This window comes from Phytobacter cepae (assembly GCF_054165735.1).
In genome coordinates this window covers 1002965-1022453 of record NZ_CM135107.1, presented here as the reverse complement: position 1 = coordinate 1022453, position 19489 = coordinate 1002965, and the positions used below count along the sequence as shown (strand labels likewise).

The 19489-nt window shown below is 53.5% G+C and carries 18 protein-coding genes and 3 tRNA genes; 11 read left to right on the top strand and 10 right to left on the bottom strand.

What is annotated here, in order from left to right:
• Positions 1-4 precede the first annotated feature (4 nt).
• From truC to syd, 3 genes are all read right to left on the bottom strand, one after another.
• Positions 5-787: a tRNA pseudouridine(65) synthase TruC gene (gene truC, locus ACUY4Q_RS04860; protein ID WP_458045953.1), complete on the bottom strand. Its 783-nt coding sequence runs from the start codon at positions 785-787 to the stop codon at positions 5-7.
• A complete protein-coding gene (locus tag ACUY4Q_RS04855; RefSeq protein ID WP_458045952.1) occupies positions 787-1116 on the bottom strand; it encodes a YqcC family protein in 330 nt (109 codons plus the stop codon). The genes truC and ACUY4Q_RS04855 overlap by 1 nt, the downstream gene beginning before the upstream one ends.
• 640 nt (positions 1117-1756) lie before the next feature.
• Positions 1757-2302, bottom strand: coding sequence for a SecY-interacting protein (gene syd / locus ACUY4Q_RS04850; protein WP_458045951.1), 546 nt, complete (start codon positions 2300-2302; stop codon positions 1757-1759).
• A gap of 69 nt (positions 2303-2371) precedes the next feature.
• Between syd and queF the strand changes: the two genes are divergently transcribed.
• The 5 genes from queF (at position 2372) to xni (ending at position 8747) form a co-directional block, all read left to right on the top strand.
• Complete coding sequence (queF, locus tag ACUY4Q_RS04845) at positions 2372-3217, top strand: NADPH-dependent 7-cyano-7-deazaguanine reductase QueF (RefSeq protein ID WP_458045950.1); 846 nt, start codon at positions 2372-2374, stop codon at positions 3215-3217.
• Between the two features lie 118 nt (positions 3218-3335).
• Complete coding sequence (gene ppnN, locus ACUY4Q_RS04840; protein WP_458045949.1) at positions 3336-4700, top strand: nucleotide 5'-monophosphate nucleosidase PpnN; 1365 nt, start codon at positions 3336-3338, stop codon at positions 4698-4700.
• Positions 4701-5157: 457 nt separating this feature from the next.
• The gene (locus ACUY4Q_RS04835) at positions 5158-6447 is read left to right on the top strand and encodes an HAAAP family serine/threonine permease (RefSeq protein WP_458045948.1); all 1290 of its coding nucleotides are present in this window, start codon (positions 5158-5160) and stop codon (positions 6445-6447) included.
• A 66-nt stretch (positions 6448-6513) separates the two neighbouring features.
• Positions 6514-7881: an L-serine ammonia-lyase gene (locus tag ACUY4Q_RS04830; protein ID WP_458045947.1), complete on the top strand. Its 1368-nt coding sequence runs from the start codon at positions 6514-6516 to the stop codon at positions 7879-7881.
• A gap of 107 nt (positions 7882-7988) precedes the next feature.
• Positions 7989-8747 carry a flap endonuclease Xni gene (gene xni / locus ACUY4Q_RS04825; RefSeq protein ID WP_458045946.1) on the top strand — a complete coding sequence of 253 codons (759 nt, stop codon included), beginning with the start codon at positions 7989-7991 and terminating at the stop codon, positions 8745-8747.
• Positions 8748-8795: 48 nt separating this feature from the next.
• Here xni and rlmM read toward each other — a convergent pair whose 3' ends face one another.
• The 4 genes from rlmM to ACUY4Q_RS04805 form a co-directional block, all read right to left on the bottom strand.
• The gene (gene rlmM / locus ACUY4Q_RS04820; RefSeq protein ID WP_458045945.1) at positions 8796-9896 is read right to left on the bottom strand and encodes a 23S rRNA (cytidine(2498)-2'-O)-methyltransferase RlmM; all 1101 of its coding nucleotides are present in this window, start codon (positions 9894-9896) and stop codon (positions 8796-8798) included.
• Positions 9889-10284: a DUF423 domain-containing protein gene (locus ACUY4Q_RS04815; RefSeq protein WP_458045944.1), complete on the bottom strand. Its 396-nt coding sequence runs from the start codon at positions 10282-10284 to the stop codon at positions 9889-9891. The genes rlmM and ACUY4Q_RS04815 overlap by 8 nt, the downstream gene beginning before the upstream one ends.
• A 37-nt stretch (positions 10285-10321) precedes the next feature.
• A complete protein-coding gene (gene gcvA / locus ACUY4Q_RS04810) occupies positions 10322-11236 on the bottom strand; it encodes a glycine cleavage system transcriptional regulator GcvA (RefSeq protein ID WP_458045943.1) in 915 nt (304 codons plus the stop codon).
• A gap of 349 nt (positions 11237-11585) precedes the next feature.
• A complete protein-coding gene (locus tag ACUY4Q_RS04805; RefSeq protein ID WP_458045942.1) occupies positions 11586-11816 on the bottom strand; it encodes a YgdI/YgdR family lipoprotein in 231 nt (76 codons plus the stop codon).
• Positions 11817-12008: 192 nt separating this feature from the next.
• On the opposite strand from ACUY4Q_RS04805, the gene csdA reads away from it, so the two are divergent.
• Together csdA and csdE are read left to right on the top strand one after the other, a co-directional pair.
• Positions 12009-13214, top strand: a complete 1206-nt coding sequence (csdA, locus tag ACUY4Q_RS04800) for a cysteine desulfurase CsdA (protein WP_458045941.1) — start codon at positions 12009-12011, stop codon at positions 13212-13214.
• On the top strand, positions 13214-13663 hold the full coding sequence (csdE, locus tag ACUY4Q_RS04795) for a cysteine desulfurase sulfur acceptor subunit CsdE (RefSeq protein WP_458045940.1): 450 nt from the start codon (positions 13214-13216) through the stop codon (positions 13661-13663). Before csdA ends, csdE begins: the two co-directional genes overlap by 1 nt.
• On the opposite strand, the gene tcdA is transcribed toward csdE, so the two are convergent.
• Entirely contained in the window at positions 13654-14460 is an 807-nt protein-coding gene (gene tcdA / locus ACUY4Q_RS04790) for a tRNA cyclic N6-threonylcarbamoyladenosine(37) synthase TcdA (protein ID WP_458045939.1), read from the bottom strand. The two genes, csdE and tcdA, sit on opposite strands and share 10 nt — an antisense overlap.
• A gap of 81 nt (positions 14461-14541) precedes the next feature.
• A complete protein-coding gene (mltA, locus tag ACUY4Q_RS04785; RefSeq protein ID WP_458045938.1) occupies positions 14542-15639 on the bottom strand; it encodes a murein transglycosylase A in 1098 nt (365 codons plus the stop codon).
• 205 nt (positions 15640-15844) lie between these two features.
• On the opposite strand from mltA, the gene ACUY4Q_RS04780 reads away from it, so the two are divergent.
• The 3 genes from ACUY4Q_RS04780 to ACUY4Q_RS04770 all read left to right on the top strand — a co-directional run bounded on the left by ACUY4Q_RS04780 (position 15845) and on the right by ACUY4Q_RS04770 (position 16267).
• Positions 15845-15921: transfer RNA gene (locus ACUY4Q_RS04780), tRNA-Met, on the top strand.
• Positions 15922-15966: 45 nt separating this feature from the next.
• Positions 15967-16043, top strand: a tRNA-Met gene (locus tag ACUY4Q_RS04775).
• Between the two features lie 147 nt (positions 16044-16190).
• Positions 16191-16267: transfer RNA gene (locus tag ACUY4Q_RS04770), tRNA-Met, on the top strand.
• Positions 16268-16670: 403 nt separating this feature from the next.
• Here ACUY4Q_RS04770 and amiC read toward each other — a convergent pair.
• A complete protein-coding gene (gene amiC / locus ACUY4Q_RS04765; protein ID WP_458045937.1) occupies positions 16671-17924 on the bottom strand; it encodes an N-acetylmuramoyl-L-alanine amidase AmiC in 1254 nt (417 codons plus the stop codon).
• Positions 17925-18156: 232 nt separating this feature from the next.
• Between amiC and argA the strand changes: the two genes are divergently transcribed.
• The gene (argA, locus tag ACUY4Q_RS04760; RefSeq protein ID WP_458045936.1) at positions 18157-19488 is read left to right on the top strand and encodes an amino-acid N-acetyltransferase; all 1332 of its coding nucleotides are present in this window, start codon (positions 18157-18159) and stop codon (positions 19486-19488) included.
• Position 19489 lies beyond the last annotated feature (1 nt).

Genomic DNA, 19489 nt, shown 5'->3' with positions numbered 1-19489 from the left:
TGGGTTAATCACTGTGTCCGTCATCCTGACCGTTGAGCGAATCAAACTCAACCCTTTCATTCTCGGGGAGAACGCCACGCCAGCCGAAGTGCGACAGCGCCTGCATCCACACGTCATCCAGCCCGGCGCGCAGCGTCAGCGGCTCTCCGGTAAAAGGATGAGTCAGCGAGAGCTGACTTGCATGGAGCATCAGGCGATGGCAACCGAAATGGGCAGATGCACTACGATTCTGGCGCAGGTCACCGTGTTTGCTGTCACCAATGATAGGGTGACGAAGATGGGCAAGGTGGCGCCGCAACTGGTGTTTACGCCCGGTTTGCGGATTCAGCTCAACCAGCCCATAACGGGTAGTGGGAAATTTACTGGTCGCCACCGGCATTTCAGCCGTGGCCAGGCCACGATAATGGGTGACGGCGGGCTGTGGGCCCTTATCTTCACGGGAAAATTTATCCGCGATTTTATCTAACTCTTCCACCAGGGGGTAATCGAGTACCGCCTCTTCCATCAACCAGCCGCGCACAATGGCATGGTAGCGTTTCTGCATCTGGTGTTGTTCAAACTGCTGTGACAACAACCGCCCCGCCTCGCTGGACAAGCCCATCAGCAGTACGCCCGAGGTGGGTCGGTCGAGGCGATGGGCGGTGAAAACGTGCTGACCAATTTGATCACGTACCGTTTGCATCACCACCACTTTCTCGTCTCTGTCGAGCCAGCTGCGGTGCACCAGCCAGCCGGAGGGTTTATTGACCGCAACCAGCCATTCGTCCTGGTAGATTATCTCCAGCATTATTCGTCTTCATCCGTGAAAAGCGCGTCAAGTGCGGCAAGCTGAGCAAGAAGCGGGTCTCTGGCAGGATGCGTGGAATCAAGGGCGATTTCATAATAAGGGGCAACGGCGAATGACGCAGGCAGAGGATGATTGCCATCCAGCAACGCATGCATACGCGGAATCAATACCCATTGCAGCCATTCGAAAGGCTCAAGCGTATCCATGCAAAAAGGCTGCGTGCTCTCAAATACGCTGGCATCCGGCGCAACAGCCTGCCACTGCCCCTGTTCACGCAGTAGCGTTTCGATGAGGTGTAATTGTTGGCGCACGCGCACATGTAATGTCATGGGAACCTCGGAAGAAAATCAGATTGGCGCGCAGAATAGCATTTGTGCCGGGGAAATAAAAAAAGGGAGCACTGTAGAAACAGTGCTCCCGGTTCGTTTCGCAGCAGTCCAGCTACTTTTGGTGCTCCCTGCTCATCCTTGACAACTTTTCCTGTGGTCTCCTGACCTGTTCATCCTTAAACCGTGCATCCTGCCCACATCACCCCGATGTGGAATAGCGTCATCCGTAAAGCGTGTCCTTGATCTTCATGATCCACCGAACATCCTGACCGGCTCTCGTTCTCCTTCCTGGAGGTGTCCCTTAATGCACTCCTGCAATTTCCTTTCGCTTCGTCCTGAAGCCTTTCCTTGTAGCACCGTCCTCGGTGTATCCCTGCTTCGAAACAACATCATCCTGATGTTCATTTCAGTGTGCGACTCCTTGTCGACGGGGAATAGAATCCCTTATTCCGCCCCGTCTTACAAGTGTGCTTAAGGCAAATATTTGCGTGGTTTACTATAAATAAACTAAGGTTATTATTTTTAATTAACTGATTTTGTTGATTTTAACATGTATGCAGGTGGCATGTACTGTAGGACGCCAGGCAGATCTCTCACAAGACGTGTAAGAGATCTCTCACAAGAATAGTAGTATCCGGGATTACAGAACTGGCTCAAGGCGGTTAAGGAAGTCCGCAAGAGTGGGGGCAAGAATCGTGCGCTGTTGACGGCCCAGCGTCTCTTTCACCACTTCGCCACTCAGATTACAAAGCGAAATGACCTCGGTATCGCTCTCCAGCGTCGCGATAAACAAGGTGGGTGACAGCTTGAGTCTTTTTTGCGTGACAAGATGACCGATGAGGTTCTCCTGTACGCGTTGAAAATCGTCCGGGCTCCAGGTTTGCAATAGCGTGAACGTTTCAGACTGAAACCGTGCGCGCATATCCCCGGCGAACTGTGTGGTGTAGAAAGCATGAAACGCTGGTTGTACCACAATATCTAACGCACGTTCAATCGCGTTTACATTCTGTGTGGGTATAAAGGGCTGAGGCTGCCAGGTTACCATAGTTTGTGTTGAAGAGATGATGCACGGGGAAGGTACGCCATAAAGCTCTTCACTTTGCGGCCAGGTATGATAAGTGGTTTGCCAGGCGTCGCAGTAGCGTGCGGTAAAGGCTTCCAGGGCAACGGCAGTCTCTCTTTCCACGGGTTTCTCTCTTTCTCTAAGACAGGGTACACTTTGCGCCTAGTGTAACCGTAAAAATGGCAATCAAACATGTCTTCCTATGATAACCACCAGGCGCTGGCTGGCCTGACGCTGGGCAAAGCTACCGACTACCGCGACCAATACGATGCCAGCTTGTTGCAGGGCGTACCCCGCAGTCTGAACCGCGAACCTCTCGGACTTTATCCCGACACTCTGCCCTTTACCGGCGCGGATATCTGGACGCTGTATGAACTTTCCTGGCTCAACGCCAGGGGTTTGCCTCAGGTTGCCATCGGTCACGTCTCGCTGGATTCCACCAGCGTGAATCTGGTGGAATCCAAGAGCTTCAAGCTCTATCTCAACAGTTTTAACCAGACGCGTTTCGCCTGCTGGGACGACGTACAGAACACGCTCACGCGCGATCTCAGTGCCTGTGCCCAGGGCAATGTCACGGTGGCCCTTTATCGCCTGGATGAAATTGAAGGTCAGCCGATTGCCTCTTTCCACGGGAGTTGTATTGATGACCAGGACATTACCATCGACAACTACACGTTTGACGCAGACCTGTTGGCCGGCGCCGCCAGCGGCAAGGTAGTGGAAGAGACGCTGGTCAGCCACCTGCTGAAATCCAACTGTTTGATCACCCACCAGCCCGACTGGGGCTCCGTGCAGATTCAATACCGTGGACCCAAAATAGACCGCGAGCAGTTGCTGCGTTATCTGGTGTCATTCCGCCATCACAATGAATTTCACGAGCAGTGCGTTGAGCGCATCTTTACCGACATCCAACGCTTCTGCGCGCCAGAAAGCCTGAGCGTTTATGCCCGCTACACCCGACGCGGCGGACTGGACATCAACCCCTGGCGCACCAATACGCACTTTGATCCGGCCACCGGGCGTCTGGTTCGCCAGTAAGCGCACACTTTTTTACGCTCTGCGAGAGAGATTCCACGCAGCAGGTTGTTAAACGTCATAAGCGGAGGCTATTGTAATCAGCAGGGAAGATACAATTTTCATCCCGTAAGGAGTTCACTTGATTACACATATTAGCCCGCTTGGCTCAATGGACATGTTGTCGCAGCTGGAAGTCGATATGCTTAAACGCACGGCCAGCAGCGACCTGTATCAACTGTTTCGCAATTGCTCGCTCGCCGTGCTTAACTCCGGTAGCCTGACAGACAACAGCAAAGAGCTGCTGTCGCGCTACGAAAGTTTTGATATCAACGTATTGCGCCGTGAACGCGGCGTGAAACTGGAATTGATCAACCCCCCTGAAGATGCCTTCGTGGACGGACGTATTATTCGTTCACTGCAGGCTAACCTCTTCGCTGTCCTGCGCGATATTTTGTTCGTTAACGGGCAAATACATAACGCAGGGCGTTTCCAGCATTTAAACCTGGAAAGCTCTACCCACATCACTAACCTGGTGTTCTCTATTTTGCGTAACGCCCGTGCCCTGCACGTGGGTGAAGCGCCAAATATGGTGGTGTGCTGGGGCGGCCACTCCATTAATGAGACCGAGTACCTCTATGCCCGTCGCGTCGGTACGCAGCTCGGTCTGCGTGAGCTGAACATTTGCACCGGCTGTGGGCCGGGCGCGATGGAAGCCCCGATGAAAGGTGCTGCGGTAGGCCACGCGCAACAGCGTTATAAAGACGGTCGCTTTATCGGCATGACGGAACCTTCCATCATTGCAGCTGAGCCACCGAACCCGCTGGTGAATGAACTTATCATCATGCCAGACATCGAAAAACGTCTGGAAGCCTTTGTGCGCATTGCTCACGGTATCATCATCTTCCCGGGCGGCGTCGGTACCGCAGAAGAGCTGCTTTATCTGCTGGGTATTCTGATGAACCCGGCGAACAAAGATCAGGTACTACCGCTGATCCTCACCGGCCCGAAAGAGAGCGCCGATTACTTCCGCGTGCTGGATGAGTTTATCGTCAATACGCTGGGTGAAAACGCGCGTAAGCACTATCGCATCGTGATCAACGATCCGGCTGAAGTGGCGCGTTTAATGAAAAAAGCGATGCCGCTGGTGAAAGAGAATCGCCGTGACACGGGCGACGCCTATAGCTTCAACTGGTCTATTCGTATAGCACCCGACCTGCAGGTGCCCTTCGAACCCACCCATGAAAATATGGCCAATCTTAAGCTTTACCCCGATCAACCGGTGGAAGTCCTGGCGGCCGATCTGCGCCGCGCCTTCTCGGGTATCGTGACCGGTAACGTAAAAGAAGTGGGGATTCAGGCTATTGAAGAATTTGGTCCGTTTAAAATCCATGGCGACCGCGAGATGATGCGTCGAATGGATGACCTGCTGCAGGGCTTTGTCGCCCAGCATCGTATGAAACTGCCAGGTTCTGCCTATATTCCTTGCTACGAAATCATCACCTGATCTTCCGTCAAATCATTAGGGCAACTTATGTTGCCCTTTTCTTAGCCCTCGCGAGCAAACGATTGCGTAGCAATTAACCAGCGAATTTTCATTCAGTAAACGGGCATTGGTTTAGATAAAACGCTAAACCCCACCTTGTTTACAGCTATTTTATCGTGTTTTACCCCTCTTTCTTTGAAAGCGAATCTCGCCAATGGTAGCCTTCGCGCCCATAAATTTTACCCATTTCTACGATTGCAGATATTTGACCTGATATTAACCACATAAAAAGTGGATTATTGCATTTGAGATCGCGATCACTGTTCTATTCATAACATATATGTATCTTTCCGCCCGCCAATAGTTACGGAAAGAAATTATAAAAAAACCGTAAATAACCGAATTTCATATTACCGCCGTGGTTTTTGGCCTTCGATTTGACCAAATAGCGGCACAATACAGCTCTGGAGATTTTTTGATGGAAACAACACAAACCGGCACCTTGGTTTCGGGTGGCACGCGCAGCGCATGGCGTAAAACGGACACCATGTGGATGCTGGGCCTGTACGGCACGGCTATCGGCGCAGGCGTGCTCTTTTTACCAATCAACGCCGGTGTGGGTGGGATGATCCCACTGATTATTATGGCGCTTATTGCTTTTCCAATGACCTTCTTTGCACACCGTGGTCTGACGCGTTTTGTGCTGTCGGGTAAAAATCCAGGTGAAGACATCACAGAGGTGGTTGAAGAGCACTTTGGTACCGGTGCAGGTAAACTGATCACCCTGCTCTACTTCTTTGCCATCTACCCGATTCTGTTGGTCTATAGCGTGGCTATCACCAATACCGTTGAAAGCTTTATGAGCCATCAACTAGGAATGACGCCACCGCCACGCGCTATCCTCTCGCTGATTCTGATCGTCGGCATGATGACCATCGTGCGCTTCGGCGAGCAGATGATTGTGAAAGCGATGAGCATTCTGGTATTCCCGTTTGTGGCTGCCCTGATGCTGCTGGCCGTCTACCTGATCCCGCAGTGGAGCACCACCGCACTGGACACCCTCTCCTTGAGCAGCGCAGCCCCCACCGGCAACGGTCTGTGGATGACGCTGTGGCTGGCGATCCCGGTTATGGTCTTCTCTTTTAACCACTCACCGATTATCTCCTCTTTCGCCGTGGCAAAACGCGAAGAGTACGGTGATGAAGCTGAACGCAAATGTTCCCGCATCCTGAGCTTCGCTCACATCATGATGGTGCTGACGGTCATGTTCTTTGTTTTCAGCTGCGTACTGAGCCTGTCCCCGGCAGACCTCGCCGCTGCTAAAGCACAGAACATCTCGATTCTGTCTTACCTGGCGAACCACTTTAACGCGCCGATCATTGCCTGGATGGCACCGATTATTGCAATTATCGCGATCACCAAATCCTTCCTTGGCCACTACCTGGGCGCACGTGAAGGCTTTAACGGCATGGTGATTAAATCGCTGCGTGGTAAAGGCAAGTCGATTGAAATCAACAAACTGAACAAGATCACCGCGCTCTTTATGCTGGTGACCACCTGGGCGGTTGCTACCCTGAACCCAAGCATCCTCGGGATGATTGAAAACCTGGGCGGCCCGATCATCGCGGTTATTCTGTTCCTGATGCCGATGTATGCCATTAACAAAGTCCCGGCCATGCGTAAGTACAGCGGCCACATCAGCAACGTCTTTGTTGTTGTTATGGGTCTGGTTGCCATCTCCGCGATCTTCTTCTCTCTGTTCAGCTAAACCTTTTGCGCCGTCTTTCAGGGCGGCGCCTCTCCCCCTCTTTTCTTTCTTCATGGATACTGCATCATGATCAGCGTATTCGATATTTTCAAAATCGGTATTGGCCCTTCCAGCTCCCACACCGTGGGACCGATGAAAGCCGGTAAGCAGTTCACGGACGACCTGATCGCACGCGACATGCTGCGCAACGTCACGCGCGTAGTGGTAGATGTTTACGGCTCACTGTCCCTGACCGGCAAAGGCCATCATACCGATATCGCCATTATTATGGGGCTGGCGGGCAACCTGCCCGACACCGTCGACATCGACGCCATTCCCTCATTTATTCAGGACGTGAACACCCATAGCCGCCTGATGCTGGCAAACGGCGCTCATGAGGTTGAATTCCCCGTCGACCAGTGCATGAACTTTCACGCCGATAACCTCTCGCTGCATGAAAACGGTATGCGCATTACGGCCCTGGCGGGCGAAAAAGTGCTTCACAGCCAGACTTACTACTCCATTGGCGGTGGATTTATCGTCGATGAAGACCATTTTGGTCAGGAAAACAGCGCACCGGTTGCCGTACCCTGGCCCTATAAAAATGCGGCTGACCTTCAACAGCATTGCCGCGACAGCGGCCTGTCGCTCTCCGGCCTGATGATGCAAAACGAGCTGGCCCTGCACAGCAAAGAGGCGCTGGAAAAGCACTTTGCTCAGGTCTGGGAGGTGATGCGCGGGGGCATTGAGCGCGGTATTACTACCGAAGGCGTATTGCCGGGGAAATTGCGCGTGCCGCGTCGTGCCGCCGCACTGCGTCGCCTGCTGGTCAGCAGCGATAAAACCACCAGCGATCCGATGGCGGTTGTTGACTGGATTAATATGTTCGCTCTGGCGGTCAACGAAGAGAATGCGGCTGGCGGACGCGTCGTCACTGCACCAACGAACGGCGCCTGCGGGATCGTGCCTGCGGTACTGGCCTATTACGACAAATTTATTCGCGAAGTGAATGCTAACTCACTGGCGCGCTATCTCCTGACCGCCAGCGCCATTGGCTCACTGTATAAGATGAACGCCTCCATTTCCGGTGCTGAAGTTGGATGCCAGGGGGAAGTGGGCGTAGCGTGCTCGATGGCAGCGGCAGGTCTGGCGGAGCTGTTGGGCGGCAGCCCGGCCCAGGTGTGCATCGCCGCTGAAATTGGTATGGAACATAACCTCGGGTTAACCTGCGATCCGGTGGCGGGACAGGTACAGGTGCCGTGCATCGAACGTAACGCCATTGCCTCGGTAAAGGCGGTAAACGCTGCCCGCATGGCGCTGCGTCGCACCAGCGAGCCCCGCGTGTGTCTCGACAAAGTGATCGAAACCATGTACGAAACCGGCAAAGACATGAACGCCAAATACCGCGAAACCTCGCGCGGTGGGCTGGCGATGAAAATCGTCACCTGCGATTAATGCCCGGACGCCCCGTTTTGCGGGGCGTCTTCCTAATCCCTGCCTCACCGATAGTCTCCCGCCACGGTCAATGTTACCCTTAGCGCGTTTAACTCCAGGAGGGAACTGTGGCCATTCATCTGCTTATTGTCGACGCGCTTAACCTTATTCGCCGCATTCATGCGGTTCAGGGGTCCCCCTGCGTCACGACCTGCCAGCACGCACTCGAACTGCTGATACGCCATAGCGACCCCACACACGCGGTTGCCGTGTTTGATGATGAGGCGCGCAAGACCGGCTGGCGTCACCAAATCCTGCCCGATTACAAAGCGGGGCGTCCCCCCATGCCTGATACCCTGCACGATGAAATGCCCGCCCTGCGCGCCGCCTTTGCCGAGCGCGGCGTTCAGAGCTGGGTGTCACCCGGTAACGAAGCGGACGATCTGGCGGCAACCCTGGCCTTTAAGGTGGCGAAAGCGGGTCACCAGGCAACGATTGTCTCCACCGACAAAGGCTACTGCCAACTGCTCGACCCCGGCATTCGTATCCGCGACTATTTTCAAAAACGCTGGCTGGATGCTCCCTTTATTGAGAACGAGTTTGGCGTATTGCCGCAGCAGCTTGCCGATTACTGGGGGCTGGCAGGTATCAGCAGTTCTAAGGTGCCGGGCGTGGCGGGGATTGGTCCCAAAAGCGCGACTCAGCTACTGGTGCAGTTTCAGTCGCTGGAAGGCGTGTATGCGCATCTGGATGAGGTGCAGGAAAAGTGGCGTAAAAAGCTGGAGACGCATAAAGAGATGGCATTTATGTGCCGGGACATCGCCCGCCTGCAAACCGATATTCAGATTGACGGCAACTTACAGCAGTTGCGCTTAGAAAAGCGTTAGGCGAGAAATAACCGGGCCAGTGCACAGCCCGGTCGGCAACGTCAGACTCTAGCGTTCATCGCGACGACCGCCAACGGCAGCCCACCAGCGACGCACATGCACCGTCACTTCTTCACGATCGTGATACAGCTGGCGTGCCTGAATCTCCGCATTGATCCCTTGCTCATTCAACTTCTCCTGAATGTAGGCCAGGTTTTGCTGCACCTCTTCGTAGCGCTTTTTCATCGGCAGCTTGAGGTTGAAAATAGTCTCACGGCACCAGCCATTCACCAGCCACTGCGCCATTAGCGCGGCGACTTTGGCAGGTTTTTCCACCATGTCGCACACCATCCAGGTGATGTTATTACGCGTCGGACGGTAGCGGAAACCATCTTCCGGCAGCCAGGTTACCTGTCCGGTATCCATCAGGCTCTGTGCCATGGGGCCGTTATCCACGGAGACAACCCACATATTGCGTTTCACCAGTTGGTAAGTCCAACCGCCCGGGCAGGCACCGAGATCCACCGCGTGCATGCCATTCGCCAAACGCTCATCCCATTCATCGGCAGGGATAAAGACATGAAAGGCCTCTTCCAGCTTAAGGGTGGAACGGCTTGGCGCATCGGAAGGAAATCTGAGACGCGGGATCCCCATATAAAACGGTGAGTTGTTATACGAATAGGAATACCCGGTATAGCAACAGCCTGGCGCGATAAAGAAAACGTGCACGACCGGGCGTTTTGCTGAGTCGCTGCGTGCCAGCACACCTGCCTCACGTAAGGCACCGCGCAGCGGCACGGTGAACTTACGGCAGAACTTCATCAGCTCTTTGCTTTCGTTGGTATCGGCGACTTCAACGCGCAGATCGCCCGCTTTTTCTACCACGCCCTGCAACATACCCACGATAGGCGTGATGCGATCTTCCGGCGGCAAATGCTGCAGCAGCTCGCCAACCACAAACATCTGGCGGGCAAAAATCAGCGAACTGAACGGCAGCTCGCGCGCCAGCTTATCCGCATCATCAGGCTGATAGCATTCGAAGATGACATACCCGGAGTGTTCTTTCACACGCGCAAAGCCAAAGACTTCGCGACGCCCGGCTTTATCGGTAATTTCTGCGGCGCACTCTTTCTCAAAACCAGGGCGACACAACAAGACAACTTTATTCATGAACAACGCCCTTACGTTTCAGACGAATAGCACCAATAAACATCAATACCCAACCGGCCAGGAAACAGACACCGCCGACGGGGGTAACAAACGCCCAAAGGCGTAAATGCGAAAGCGCCAGGCAATATAGGCTGCCGCTAAACAGCACCGTACCTAACGCGAGAAAAACACTGCTCCAGTAAAACCAGATACTGATGCGACGTTGCATCGCCACCGCCAGCCCGAAGATGGCGAGGGTGTGGAATGCCTGGTAATCAAGGCCGGTTTGAATCCAGCCCATTTCAACAGCACCCATTGATTTACTTAAAACGTGCGCGCCAAATGCTCCGAGCGCGACATAAACAAAGCCACTCACTGCGGCAAAAATCAGCATGAAACGGCTGGTCATGTTTCTACCTTAAGAAAGAGCGCATACCGCGCTGCTATTATTGTTCGTAACGGAAACGGAATTTTTCCTGTTCGTTTGCCGCTTTTGCCAGTATCCACTGTCGAAAGGCGGCTATTTTACCCAGTTCTGCCTGACTGTCATGACAAACCAGATAAAAAGCATTCTTACTGACCAAAACATCATTAAACGGGCAGACCAGACGGCCCGCCTCAATTTCCGACTGCGCCATAACATTATTGGCGAGTGCGATACCCTGTCCGTGGATGGCAGCCTGCAGCACCATGGAGCTGTGGCTGAAGATCGGTCCCTGCTGAACGTTAAGATTAAGACCCAATTGCCGGGTATAAGTTTGCCAGTCGCGGCGAGAAGCATCATGCAATAGCGTATGATTTGCCAGATCTGCTGGCGTTTTCAATGGCTTATCACCGGTTAATAATAAAGGCGAACAGACCGGCAACAGATATTCTGCGTATAATTTTTCGACGCGCAAGCCCGGCCAGTTACCGCGACCATAAAAAATAGCCACGTCGACATCGTCCGCTAATTTGTCTTCCTGGCGGTCAACGGCCTGTATGCGAACGTCGATTCCCGGATAAGCTGAGTTAAAGCTGGAGAGCCTTGGCACCATCCACTGAATGGCAAAACTGGGCAGTAATGAAACCGTTAGCGCCCCTTTTGCACTGCGTGCCTGGAGTTTGCGCGTGGCCTCGGTGAGCTGAGAAAATATCTCTTTAATATCCTGGAAATAGCTCTGCCCCTCCTCCGTTAATAGCAGCGAACGGTTACGGCGACGGAACAGTTTTAGCCCCAGGAAATCCTCGAGAGACTTGATTTGATGGCTTACGGCGGCCTGAGTGACAAAAAGCTCATCGGCGGCGCGAGTAAAACTTAAATGGCGGGCAGCAGCATCAAAAACACGTAATGCATTGAGTGGTGGTAATCGCTTGGACATGGTTATCAGGCTTAGATGTTATGGCGTTTTAACAAACAGGAAACAAGGTTTAACCTATTAGTTTTTTTTATCTGAGCCATTATAAATTGTCCGTTGAGCTTCTACCAGCAAATACCTATAGTGGCGGCACTTCCTGAGCCGGAACGAGAAGCTTTTTTTGGAATGCGTGTTCTGAAGGGCTTTTGGCTTGCGGTTGTGATGTTGTGTTGTTGTGTTTGCAATTGGTCTGCGATTCAGACCACGGTAGCGAAGCTACCCCTTTTCACTTCCTGTACATTTACCCTGTCTGTCCATAGTGATTAATGTAGCACCGCAAAATTGCGGTGCTTTTTTTTGCCTGAAAACGACGTTAGTCTTTTTCGAGCGCAACCATTTCTTTAATATCGGTACGGTTGATTTGCTGCTTGTTACCGTTGGCATCTTTATAAGAAATCATGCCGGTCTGGTCATCAGTTTTTGGCTTACCTTCAGAGATAATGGTACGGCCATCATTGGTGTGCATAGCATAGTTCGGACTTGAACAGGCGCTCAGTGTAAAAGTGAGCATACAGGCAGAGATAATTGCAGCGGCCTTTTTCATCTTCTTCTCCTTTTAGCAATTAATGCTATCTAAAGCTCATTTCATAACAGGCAAAGAATGTTGCCCAACACTATTTAGCATAACCTGCTTACCGAACGCTGCCAGGACTAACAGACAATTCTGATGGTTATCAACCTCCTTGCCCCGACGATGAAATTGCGCGACGATCCGAGTATTGATAAGAGGAATGCTATGAACGCTTTCAGCCCGGCGCAGTTTCGCGCCCAGTTTCCCGCCCTCACCGATGCCGGTATCTATCTTGATAGCGCGGCTACCGCTTTAAAGCCGCAGGCGGTCATTGAGGCCACGCAACAGTTCTACAGCCTTAGCGCCGGTAACGTGCATCGCAGCCAGTTCGCCGAAGCGCAAAAGCTCACCGCGCGGTATGAAGCAGCGCGCGATCAGGTTGCCACCCTCATAAACGCCCCGTCCGGTAAAAATATCGTCTGGACGCGTGGCACAACCGAAGCCATCAATATGGTGGCGCAAAGTTGGGCCAGGCCGCGCCTGCAGCCGGGCGATGAAATCATCGTCAGTGAGGCAGAACATCATGCCAATCTGGTGCCCTGGCTCATGGTGGCGGAGCAAACGGGCGCGCGCATTATCAAACTGCCATTAGGTAACGATGCCCTGCCAGATGTCGAACAACTCCCGGCGTTGATAACCCCCCGCAGCCGCATCCTGGCGCTGGGGCAGATGTCGAATGTTACCGGCGGCTGCCCGGACCTGGTGCGTGCTATTACGCTTGCCCATGAAGCGGGCATGATTGTTGTGGTCGATGGCGCGCAAGGCGTTGTCCACTTTCCGGCCGACGTGCAGCGCCTGGATATCGATTTCTATGCCTTCTCCGGGCATAAGCTTTACGGTCCGACCGGGATCGGTGTGCTTTATGGCAAAGGTGCGTTACTGGATGATATGTCGCCGTGGCTGGGCGGAGGCAAGATGATCACCGAGGTCAACTTTACCGGTTTTGAGACGCAGCCCGCGCCTTACAAACTGGAAGCGGGCACACCTAACGTTGCGGGGGTCATTGGGTTGAGTGCTGCGCTGGAATGGCTGAATGACATCGACATTGCGCAGGCGGAAAGCTACAGCCGAGGGTTAGCGACGCTGGCTGAAGAGGCGCTCGCCAGACGGCCCGGCTTTCGTTCTTTCCGTGTGCAGGACTCCAGCCTGCTGGCCTTTGATTTTGCTGGTGTCCACCACAGCGATATGGTCACGCTGCTGGCAGGCTATGGCATAGCGCTCCGCGCCGGGCAGCACTGCGCCCAGCCTTTGCTTGCTGCACTTGGCGTAAAAGGCACGCTTCGCGCCTCTTTCGCACCGTATAATACACAGCATGATGTAGACGCGTTGGTTGATGCCGTTGACCGCGCCTTAGACCTTCTGGTGGATTGATGATAAGTCATGTTGATGCCGGACACCCGTTCGGACAGACTATTACCGAAGAGACGCTGCGCCAGACTTTCCTGCCGCTCAAGCAGTGGGAAGATAAATATCGCCAGTTGATTCTGCTCGGCAAGCAGCTGCCGTCGCTTTCCGATGCGTTAAAAGGCCAGGCGCGCGCGATTGCCGGATGTGAAAATCGCGTCTGGCTTGGTCATACGCTGGCAACGGACGGCACGCTGCACTTCTATGGTGACAGTGAAGGCCGTATTGTTCGCGGAATGCTGGCGGTGCTGTTAACCGCCATTGAAGGAAAGCGCCCGGAAGCACTGCTGGCTGGTGATCCCCTTGCCCTCTTTGATGAACTGGGATTACGCGCTGAACTTAGCGCATCCCGCAATCAGGGGCTGGCGGCGTTGAGTGCCGCCGTGCAGGATGCCGCCCGTCAGAATCAGGCCTGACGCGCGGCCTTCGCCATCATTTTTTTCAGTGCATGGGAGACTGCCACAAAGCCGAATGTGGCAGTTACCATGGTCGCTGCACCAAAGCCGGAGGCACAATCCATTCTTTTTGGCCCCTCAGCCGTGCTTTTCATCGCACACACCGACCCGTCTGCCTGCGGGTAGACCAGCGCTTCGGTGGAGAAGACACAATCCACGCCGAGCTTACCTTTGCTGTTTTTCACAACGCCGAAATCGCTTTTCAGACGTTCGCGTAGTTTTGCTGCCAGCGGATCCTGAATGGTCTTCGCCAGATCGGTGACCTGAATTTGCGTGGGATCGATCTGCCCGCCGGCACCACCGGTGGTGACCAGCGGAATTTTATAGCGACGGCACCAGGCAATCAGCGCAGCTTTGGGCCTGACGCTGTCGATGGCATCAATCACATAGCTAAAGCCCTGGCTCAGTAAGGTCGCTACGTTCTCCCCGGTCAGGAAGTCGTCCACCACCGTGACACGGCATTCCGGGTTAATCTGCTGAATACGCTGCGCCATCACTTCTGCTTTTGCCAGACCGACGTTGTCACGCAGGGCGTGGATCTGTCGGTTGGTGTTGGTGACGCATACATCATCCATATCAATCAATGTAATCGCGCCGATGCCGGTACGCGCGAGCGCTTCCGCCGCCCAGGATCCCACACCGCCGATGCCTACGACGCATACATGCGCGTCAGCAAATAATTGCAGGGCATTTTCACCGTACAAACGTGCCGTACCGCCGAAACGCTGGCGCCAGGCATCGCTGATGACAACAGACATAAAACCTCAGAATGCATTTGGAAAAAAGGAAGGGAAAAGACTCTCCCGCCTGAACGGGAGAGAGGAAGAAGTGTACCACATTCAGCCGCTGAACACGCCGCCTGTACCCGGAGCCGTTTTCAGCACCCATACACGACCATAATGGTTGTACCAGCCTGCGCGGTGGCCGGCATCGGGACCAATGCCCTGGTAAATATCAAAATGCTGGCCTTTAATCGCGCCACCGACATCAAGCGCCACCATCAGACGCAACTCATACTGACCGGTAAATTTGCCATTCACATCCAGCAGCGGTACTTCGGCAAGCAGTGTGGTACCCGCCGGGATAATACTGCGATCTGACGCCACAGAAGCGCGACCAATCAGCGGTACGGCACTGGCACCTTTTACCGGCGCGTAAGATTGCGGTTTAAAGAAGACGAAAGAAGGGTTTTGTTCCAGCAGCTCGCGAACCTGAGCTTCACTATGCGTTTCACCCCAATGGCGGATCGCCTGCATCGACATATCTTCTTTTTTCACTTCGCCGCGATCGATAAGCACTTTGCCAATGCTGCGGTAAGCGTGACCGTTCTTGCCGGAGTAGCTAAAGAAGTTCAGTGGGCTGCCATCGCCAAAATCGATATAGCCGCTGCCCTGCACATCCATGATGAAGTTGTCCATCAGGGAATTGCTGTAGGCCAGCACATAACTGTCACTCAGGCCACCGGCATAAATTTCGGCGCGTGACGGCAAACGCCCACGTTTAGGCGGCATACGATAAATGGGGTACTGGAACTCACCCTGCCGAGTGTGACGCGCCTGCACAACCGGCGTGTAGTAGCCCGTAAACTGGACGTTACCATAGTTATCCGCCCCTTCCATCTGCCAGGCATCAATGCCGAACTGACGCATGTTGCGGGTATCCCCTCCGGCGCGCAACCAGTCCTGTACTGCGCTATAAACAGAACTCTGACCGGAATAAAGACGCGGAGACGCGCTGCGGATTTGGCTCACCTGCTCAGAGAAATCGCCTGCGTTGATCGGTGCCCCAACCGCATCAGGCTGGTTTACCAGAGAGAAAGGCTGGTCAAACTTGCCATCTTTATACTGCTGACCGCGATCGGTCGGTTTCGACGAACAGGCTGCAAGCATTGCCATCATTGCGCCTGTGATTAGATATTTTGCCCAACGTCCTTTCATGGTCTCTCATCTTCTGGTTAATCCGGAGCGTGATGAAGATAACAAACCGCCCCCGGTATTGAAATGCGATTGCGCTACCTTGCGCAAATTTCGCCTGGAAATTCAACGCATCGTCCTTTTTTTAGGCAAATCAACGGCTATTACGCTAAATCGTTAAAAAAGGGTTGCATCAGAACGTTAGCGGAGTATAGTGCGCTTCCACGGACGCGGGGTGGAGCAGCCTGGTAGCTCGTCGGGCTCATAACCCGAAGGTCGTCAGTTCAAATCTGGCCCCCGCAACCAATTAAAATCAGAAGTAACGTTACTCGATGGAAGAGTAACCGCGGACGCGGGGTGGAGCAGCCTGGTAGCTCGTCGGGCTCATAACCCGAAGGTCGTCAGTTCAAATCTGGCCCCCGCAACCAATTACAATCTGATTATTTATACGAGTAGTTCGAATCACAGGAAGGCGGCGACGCAGTGAATCCTTAGGAGCTTACACGAGTAAGTGACTGAGGTGAACGAGGAAAGCCAACGCACATGTGGTTTGAAATACGACGTAGAAAGACGGACGCGGGGTGGAGCAGCCTGGTAGCTCGTCGGGCTCATAACCCGAAGGTCGTCGGTTCAAATCCGGCCCCCGCAACCAACATATTAAGCACCTTAACGGGTGTTTTTTTGTTTTTATTCTTCATCCTTCACGCTGCGCCCATGTTGGCCGCCTTCATTCACCCCAGTCACGTACCTTTGTACGCTCCCGGGGATTCATTCAGTTGCCGCCTCGGCGCAACATGAATGATTCGAATAAACTATCCTGTTGTTACCCTTCACGCTGCGCCCATGTTGGCTGCCTTCATTCACCCCAGTCACGTACCTTTGTACGCTCCCGGGGATTCATTCAGTTGCCGCCTCGGCGCAACATGAATGATTCGAATAAACCATCCTGTGTTTTTCCTTCACGCTGCGCCCATGTTGGCCGCCTTCATTCACCCCAGTCACGTACCTTTGTACGCTCCCGGGGATTCATCCAAATTAACATCCGGGCTATAGGATCAGCCTCTTCTCGCCAGGGTCGCACCATCAGCAAAGTACGCTTTAATTCCGGCCAGGATTGACTCCGCCACCTCTTGCTGGAACTTCGCGGTTTTGAGCTTACGCTCCTCTTCAACGTTACTGATAAACGCTGTTTCGACGAGGATCGACGGAATATCCGGGGCTTTCAGCACCGCAAACCCAGCCTGCTCAACGCTATTTTTGTGCAGGCTATTGATGCTACCCAGCTTGTTCAGCACCGCTTTACCAAACTTCAGACTGTCGTTGATCGTCAGCGACTGCACCATATCGAACATCGTATGATCAAGATACCGGTCACCGCTTTTGCTCACGCCGCCGATCAAATCCGCTGCGTTCTGCGTCTCAGCAAGGAATTTAGCCGCCGTACTGGTGGCCCCTTTCGTTGACAGCGCAAACACCGATGATCCATGAGGCTGACGGCTGCTAAAGGCATCGGCGTGAATGGAAACAAACAGGTCGGCACGCTGCTTTTGTGCTTTAGCCACACGCACCTTCAACGGAATGAAGACATCTTCATTACGTGTCATGTACGCTTTCATGTTGCCCTCTTTTTCAATAAGCGCGCGCAAGCGACGGGCAATTTGCAGCACCACATCTTTCTCACGGGTCCGGTACTTACCGATGGCCCCCGGATCCTCACCGCCGTGTCCGGGATCCAACATGATAACGATCGGACGGTCGCGCCCGGCTTTACCCGGCTGCGGGCCACTTTGTGCTGGCGGAACCTGCTTATCCAGATCGCCCTGGTTATACTCCTCAAGCAACGCCAGTAACGGATCCTGAACATCTTTTGCATTGGCGGGATAGAGATCCATCACCAGACGCTCTTTAAATCCGGCGACCGGCGCAAGCGCAAACAGCTGCGGCTTAATATCCTGCTTGAGCTCAAACACCATACGCACCGTCTTTGGATCAAACTGCCCGACACGCGCGGATTTAATGAAAGGATCGTCGTTGCGAATCTGCGCGCCCATGCCTTTCAGTACAGAGTTGAGGTTCACGCCTTCGAGATCGACCACCAGCCGGTCAGGATTGCTCAGCGAAAACTGGCGATAGTTGATGACCCGGTTAGATTCCACGGTGACACGGGTATAAGTAGAAGCAGGCCAGACGCGCACAGCGACCACCTGACTCACGGCGGCAAGGCCAACCTGGCTCACGCTTAATAACCACATTGCCCCCGCACCCTGTATTAATTTGCGGCGGCTTAGCGCTTTATGACTTCCCGACATGCCACTCCCGAGCAAAAGCAAAAATGATGAATGACTAATGAAACGTCAGAATTGACCGAAAACTTTAACGAATGACGCATAAGCTGTCATCTATAAAACGGTAAATGAGGTGTAGTCTGGTCGGAAGTGATAAAGACTCATATTAACTGGTAATGCATTTATGGCTTGCACATCAGCCAATAAAAGAATAAAAATACATTTTTTACGAATAATCATGCAGTGAGGGTTGGCCGTGGTAAAGGAACGTAGAACCGAACTGGTGCAGGGATTTCGCCACTCTGTCCCCTATATCAATACGCATCGGGGCAAAACCTTTGTCATTATGCTGGGTGGCGAGGCCATTGAGCATGAAAACTTTTCCAGTATCGTCAACGATATCGGTCTGCTGCACAGCCTGGGAATCCGGCTGGTTGTGGTCTACGGTGCGCGTCCACAAATTGACGCCAACCTTGCTGCGCATCAACACGAACCGCTTTACCACAAACATATCCGCGTTACCGATGCCAAAACCCTTGAACTGGTAAAACAGGCGGCAGGTCTGCTGCAACTGGACATCACCGCCCGCCTGTCCATGAGCCTGAACAATACCCCACTTCAGGGTGCACACATCAATGTTGTCAGCGGCAATTTTATTATTGCCCAGCCGCTCGGCGTCGATGATGGTGTCGATTACTGCCACAGCGGACGCATCCGTCGTATTGATGAAGAAGCTATCCACCGTCAGTTAGACGGGGGCGCGATTGTGCTGATGGGGCCGGTGGCAGTGTCAGTGACCGGAGAGAGTTTTAACCTCACCTCTGAAGAGATTGCCACCCAGCTTGCCATCAAACTGAAAGCAGAAAAAATGATTGGGTTTTGCTCCTCGCAAGGGGTTTATAACGAAGAGGGGCAAATTGTCTCCGAATTGTTCCCGAACGAAGCTCAGGCTCGCGTCGAAGCGCTGGAAGAGCAAGGCGATTACTATTCCGGCACCGTACGTTTCCTGCGGGGAGCGATGAAAGCCTGCCGGAGTGGAGTGCGTCGTAGCCATCTCATTAGCTATCAGGAAGATGGCGCGCTGTTGCAGGAGCTTTTCTCGCGCGACGGTATTGGTACGCAGATTGTGATGGAAAGCGCGGAACAAATCCGCCGTGCCACCATCAACGATATCGGCGGCATTCTGGAACTGATTCGGCCGCTGGAGCAGCAGGGTATTCTGGTGCGTCGTTCCCGTGAGCAACTGGAGATGGAAATCGATAAATTTACCGTCGTCCAGCGCGACAACCTGACCATCGCCTGTGCTGCGCTCTATCCGTTCCCGGAAGAAAAGATCGGTGAAATGGCCTGCGTTGCGGTTCATCCGGATTACCGAAGCTCATCACGCGGTGAGGTGTTACTCGACAGGATCGCCGCTCAGGCGAAGCAGATGGGTCTGAGTAAACTGTTTGTCCTGACGACCCGCAGCATTCACTGGTTCCAGGAACGCGGCTTTACCCCGGTGGACATCGACTCTCTGCCGGAAAGCAAAAAAGAGATGTACAACTACCAACGCCGCTCAAAAGTATTGATGGCCGACCTTACCTGAC

Coding starts and splice junctions, on each gene's coding strand:
- amiC (WP_458045937.1), bottom strand. CDS start 17,924: ATGTCGGGAAGTCATAAAGCGCTAAGCCGCCGCAAATTAATACAGGGT.
- ACUY4Q_RS04805 (WP_458045942.1), bottom strand. CDS start 11,816: ATGAAAAAGGCCGCTGCAATTATCTCTGCCTGTATGCTCACTTTTACA.
- csdE (WP_458045940.1), top strand. CDS start 13,214: ATGATAAGTCATGTTGATGCCGGACACCCGTTCGGACAGACTATTACC.
- csdA (WP_458045941.1), top strand. CDS start 12,009: ATGAACGCTTTCAGCCCGGCGCAGTTTCGCGCCCAGTTTCCCGCCCTC.
- rlmM (WP_458045945.1), bottom strand. CDS start 9,896: ATGAATAAAGTTGTCTTGTTGTGTCGCCCTGGTTTTGAGAAAGAGTGC.
- ACUY4Q_RS04835 (WP_458045948.1), top strand. CDS start 5,158: ATGGAAACAACACAAACCGGCACCTTGGTTTCGGGTGGCACGCGCAGC.
- gcvA (WP_458045943.1), bottom strand. CDS start 11,236: ATGTCCAAGCGATTACCACCACTCAATGCATTACGTGTTTTTGATGCT.
- ACUY4Q_RS04815 (WP_458045944.1), bottom strand. CDS start 10,284: ATGACCAGCCGTTTCATGCTGATTTTTGCCGCAGTGAGTGGCTTTGTT.
- ACUY4Q_RS04830 (WP_458045947.1), top strand. CDS start 6,514: ATGATCAGCGTATTCGATATTTTCAAAATCGGTATTGGCCCTTCCAGC.
- truC (WP_458045953.1), bottom strand. CDS start 787: ATGCTGGAGATAATCTACCAGGACGAATGGCTGGTTGCGGTCAATAAA.
- mltA (WP_458045938.1), bottom strand. CDS start 15,639: ATGAAAGGACGTTGGGCAAAATATCTAATCACAGGCGCAATGATGGCA.
- tcdA (WP_458045939.1), bottom strand. CDS start 14,460: ATGTCTGTTGTCATCAGCGATGCCTGGCGCCAGCGTTTCGGCGGTACG.
- queF (WP_458045950.1), top strand. CDS start 2,372: ATGTCTTCCTATGATAACCACCAGGCGCTGGCTGGCCTGACGCTGGGC.
- ACUY4Q_RS04855 (WP_458045952.1), bottom strand. CDS start 1,116: ATGACATTACATGTGCGCGTGCGCCAACAATTACACCTCATCGAAACG.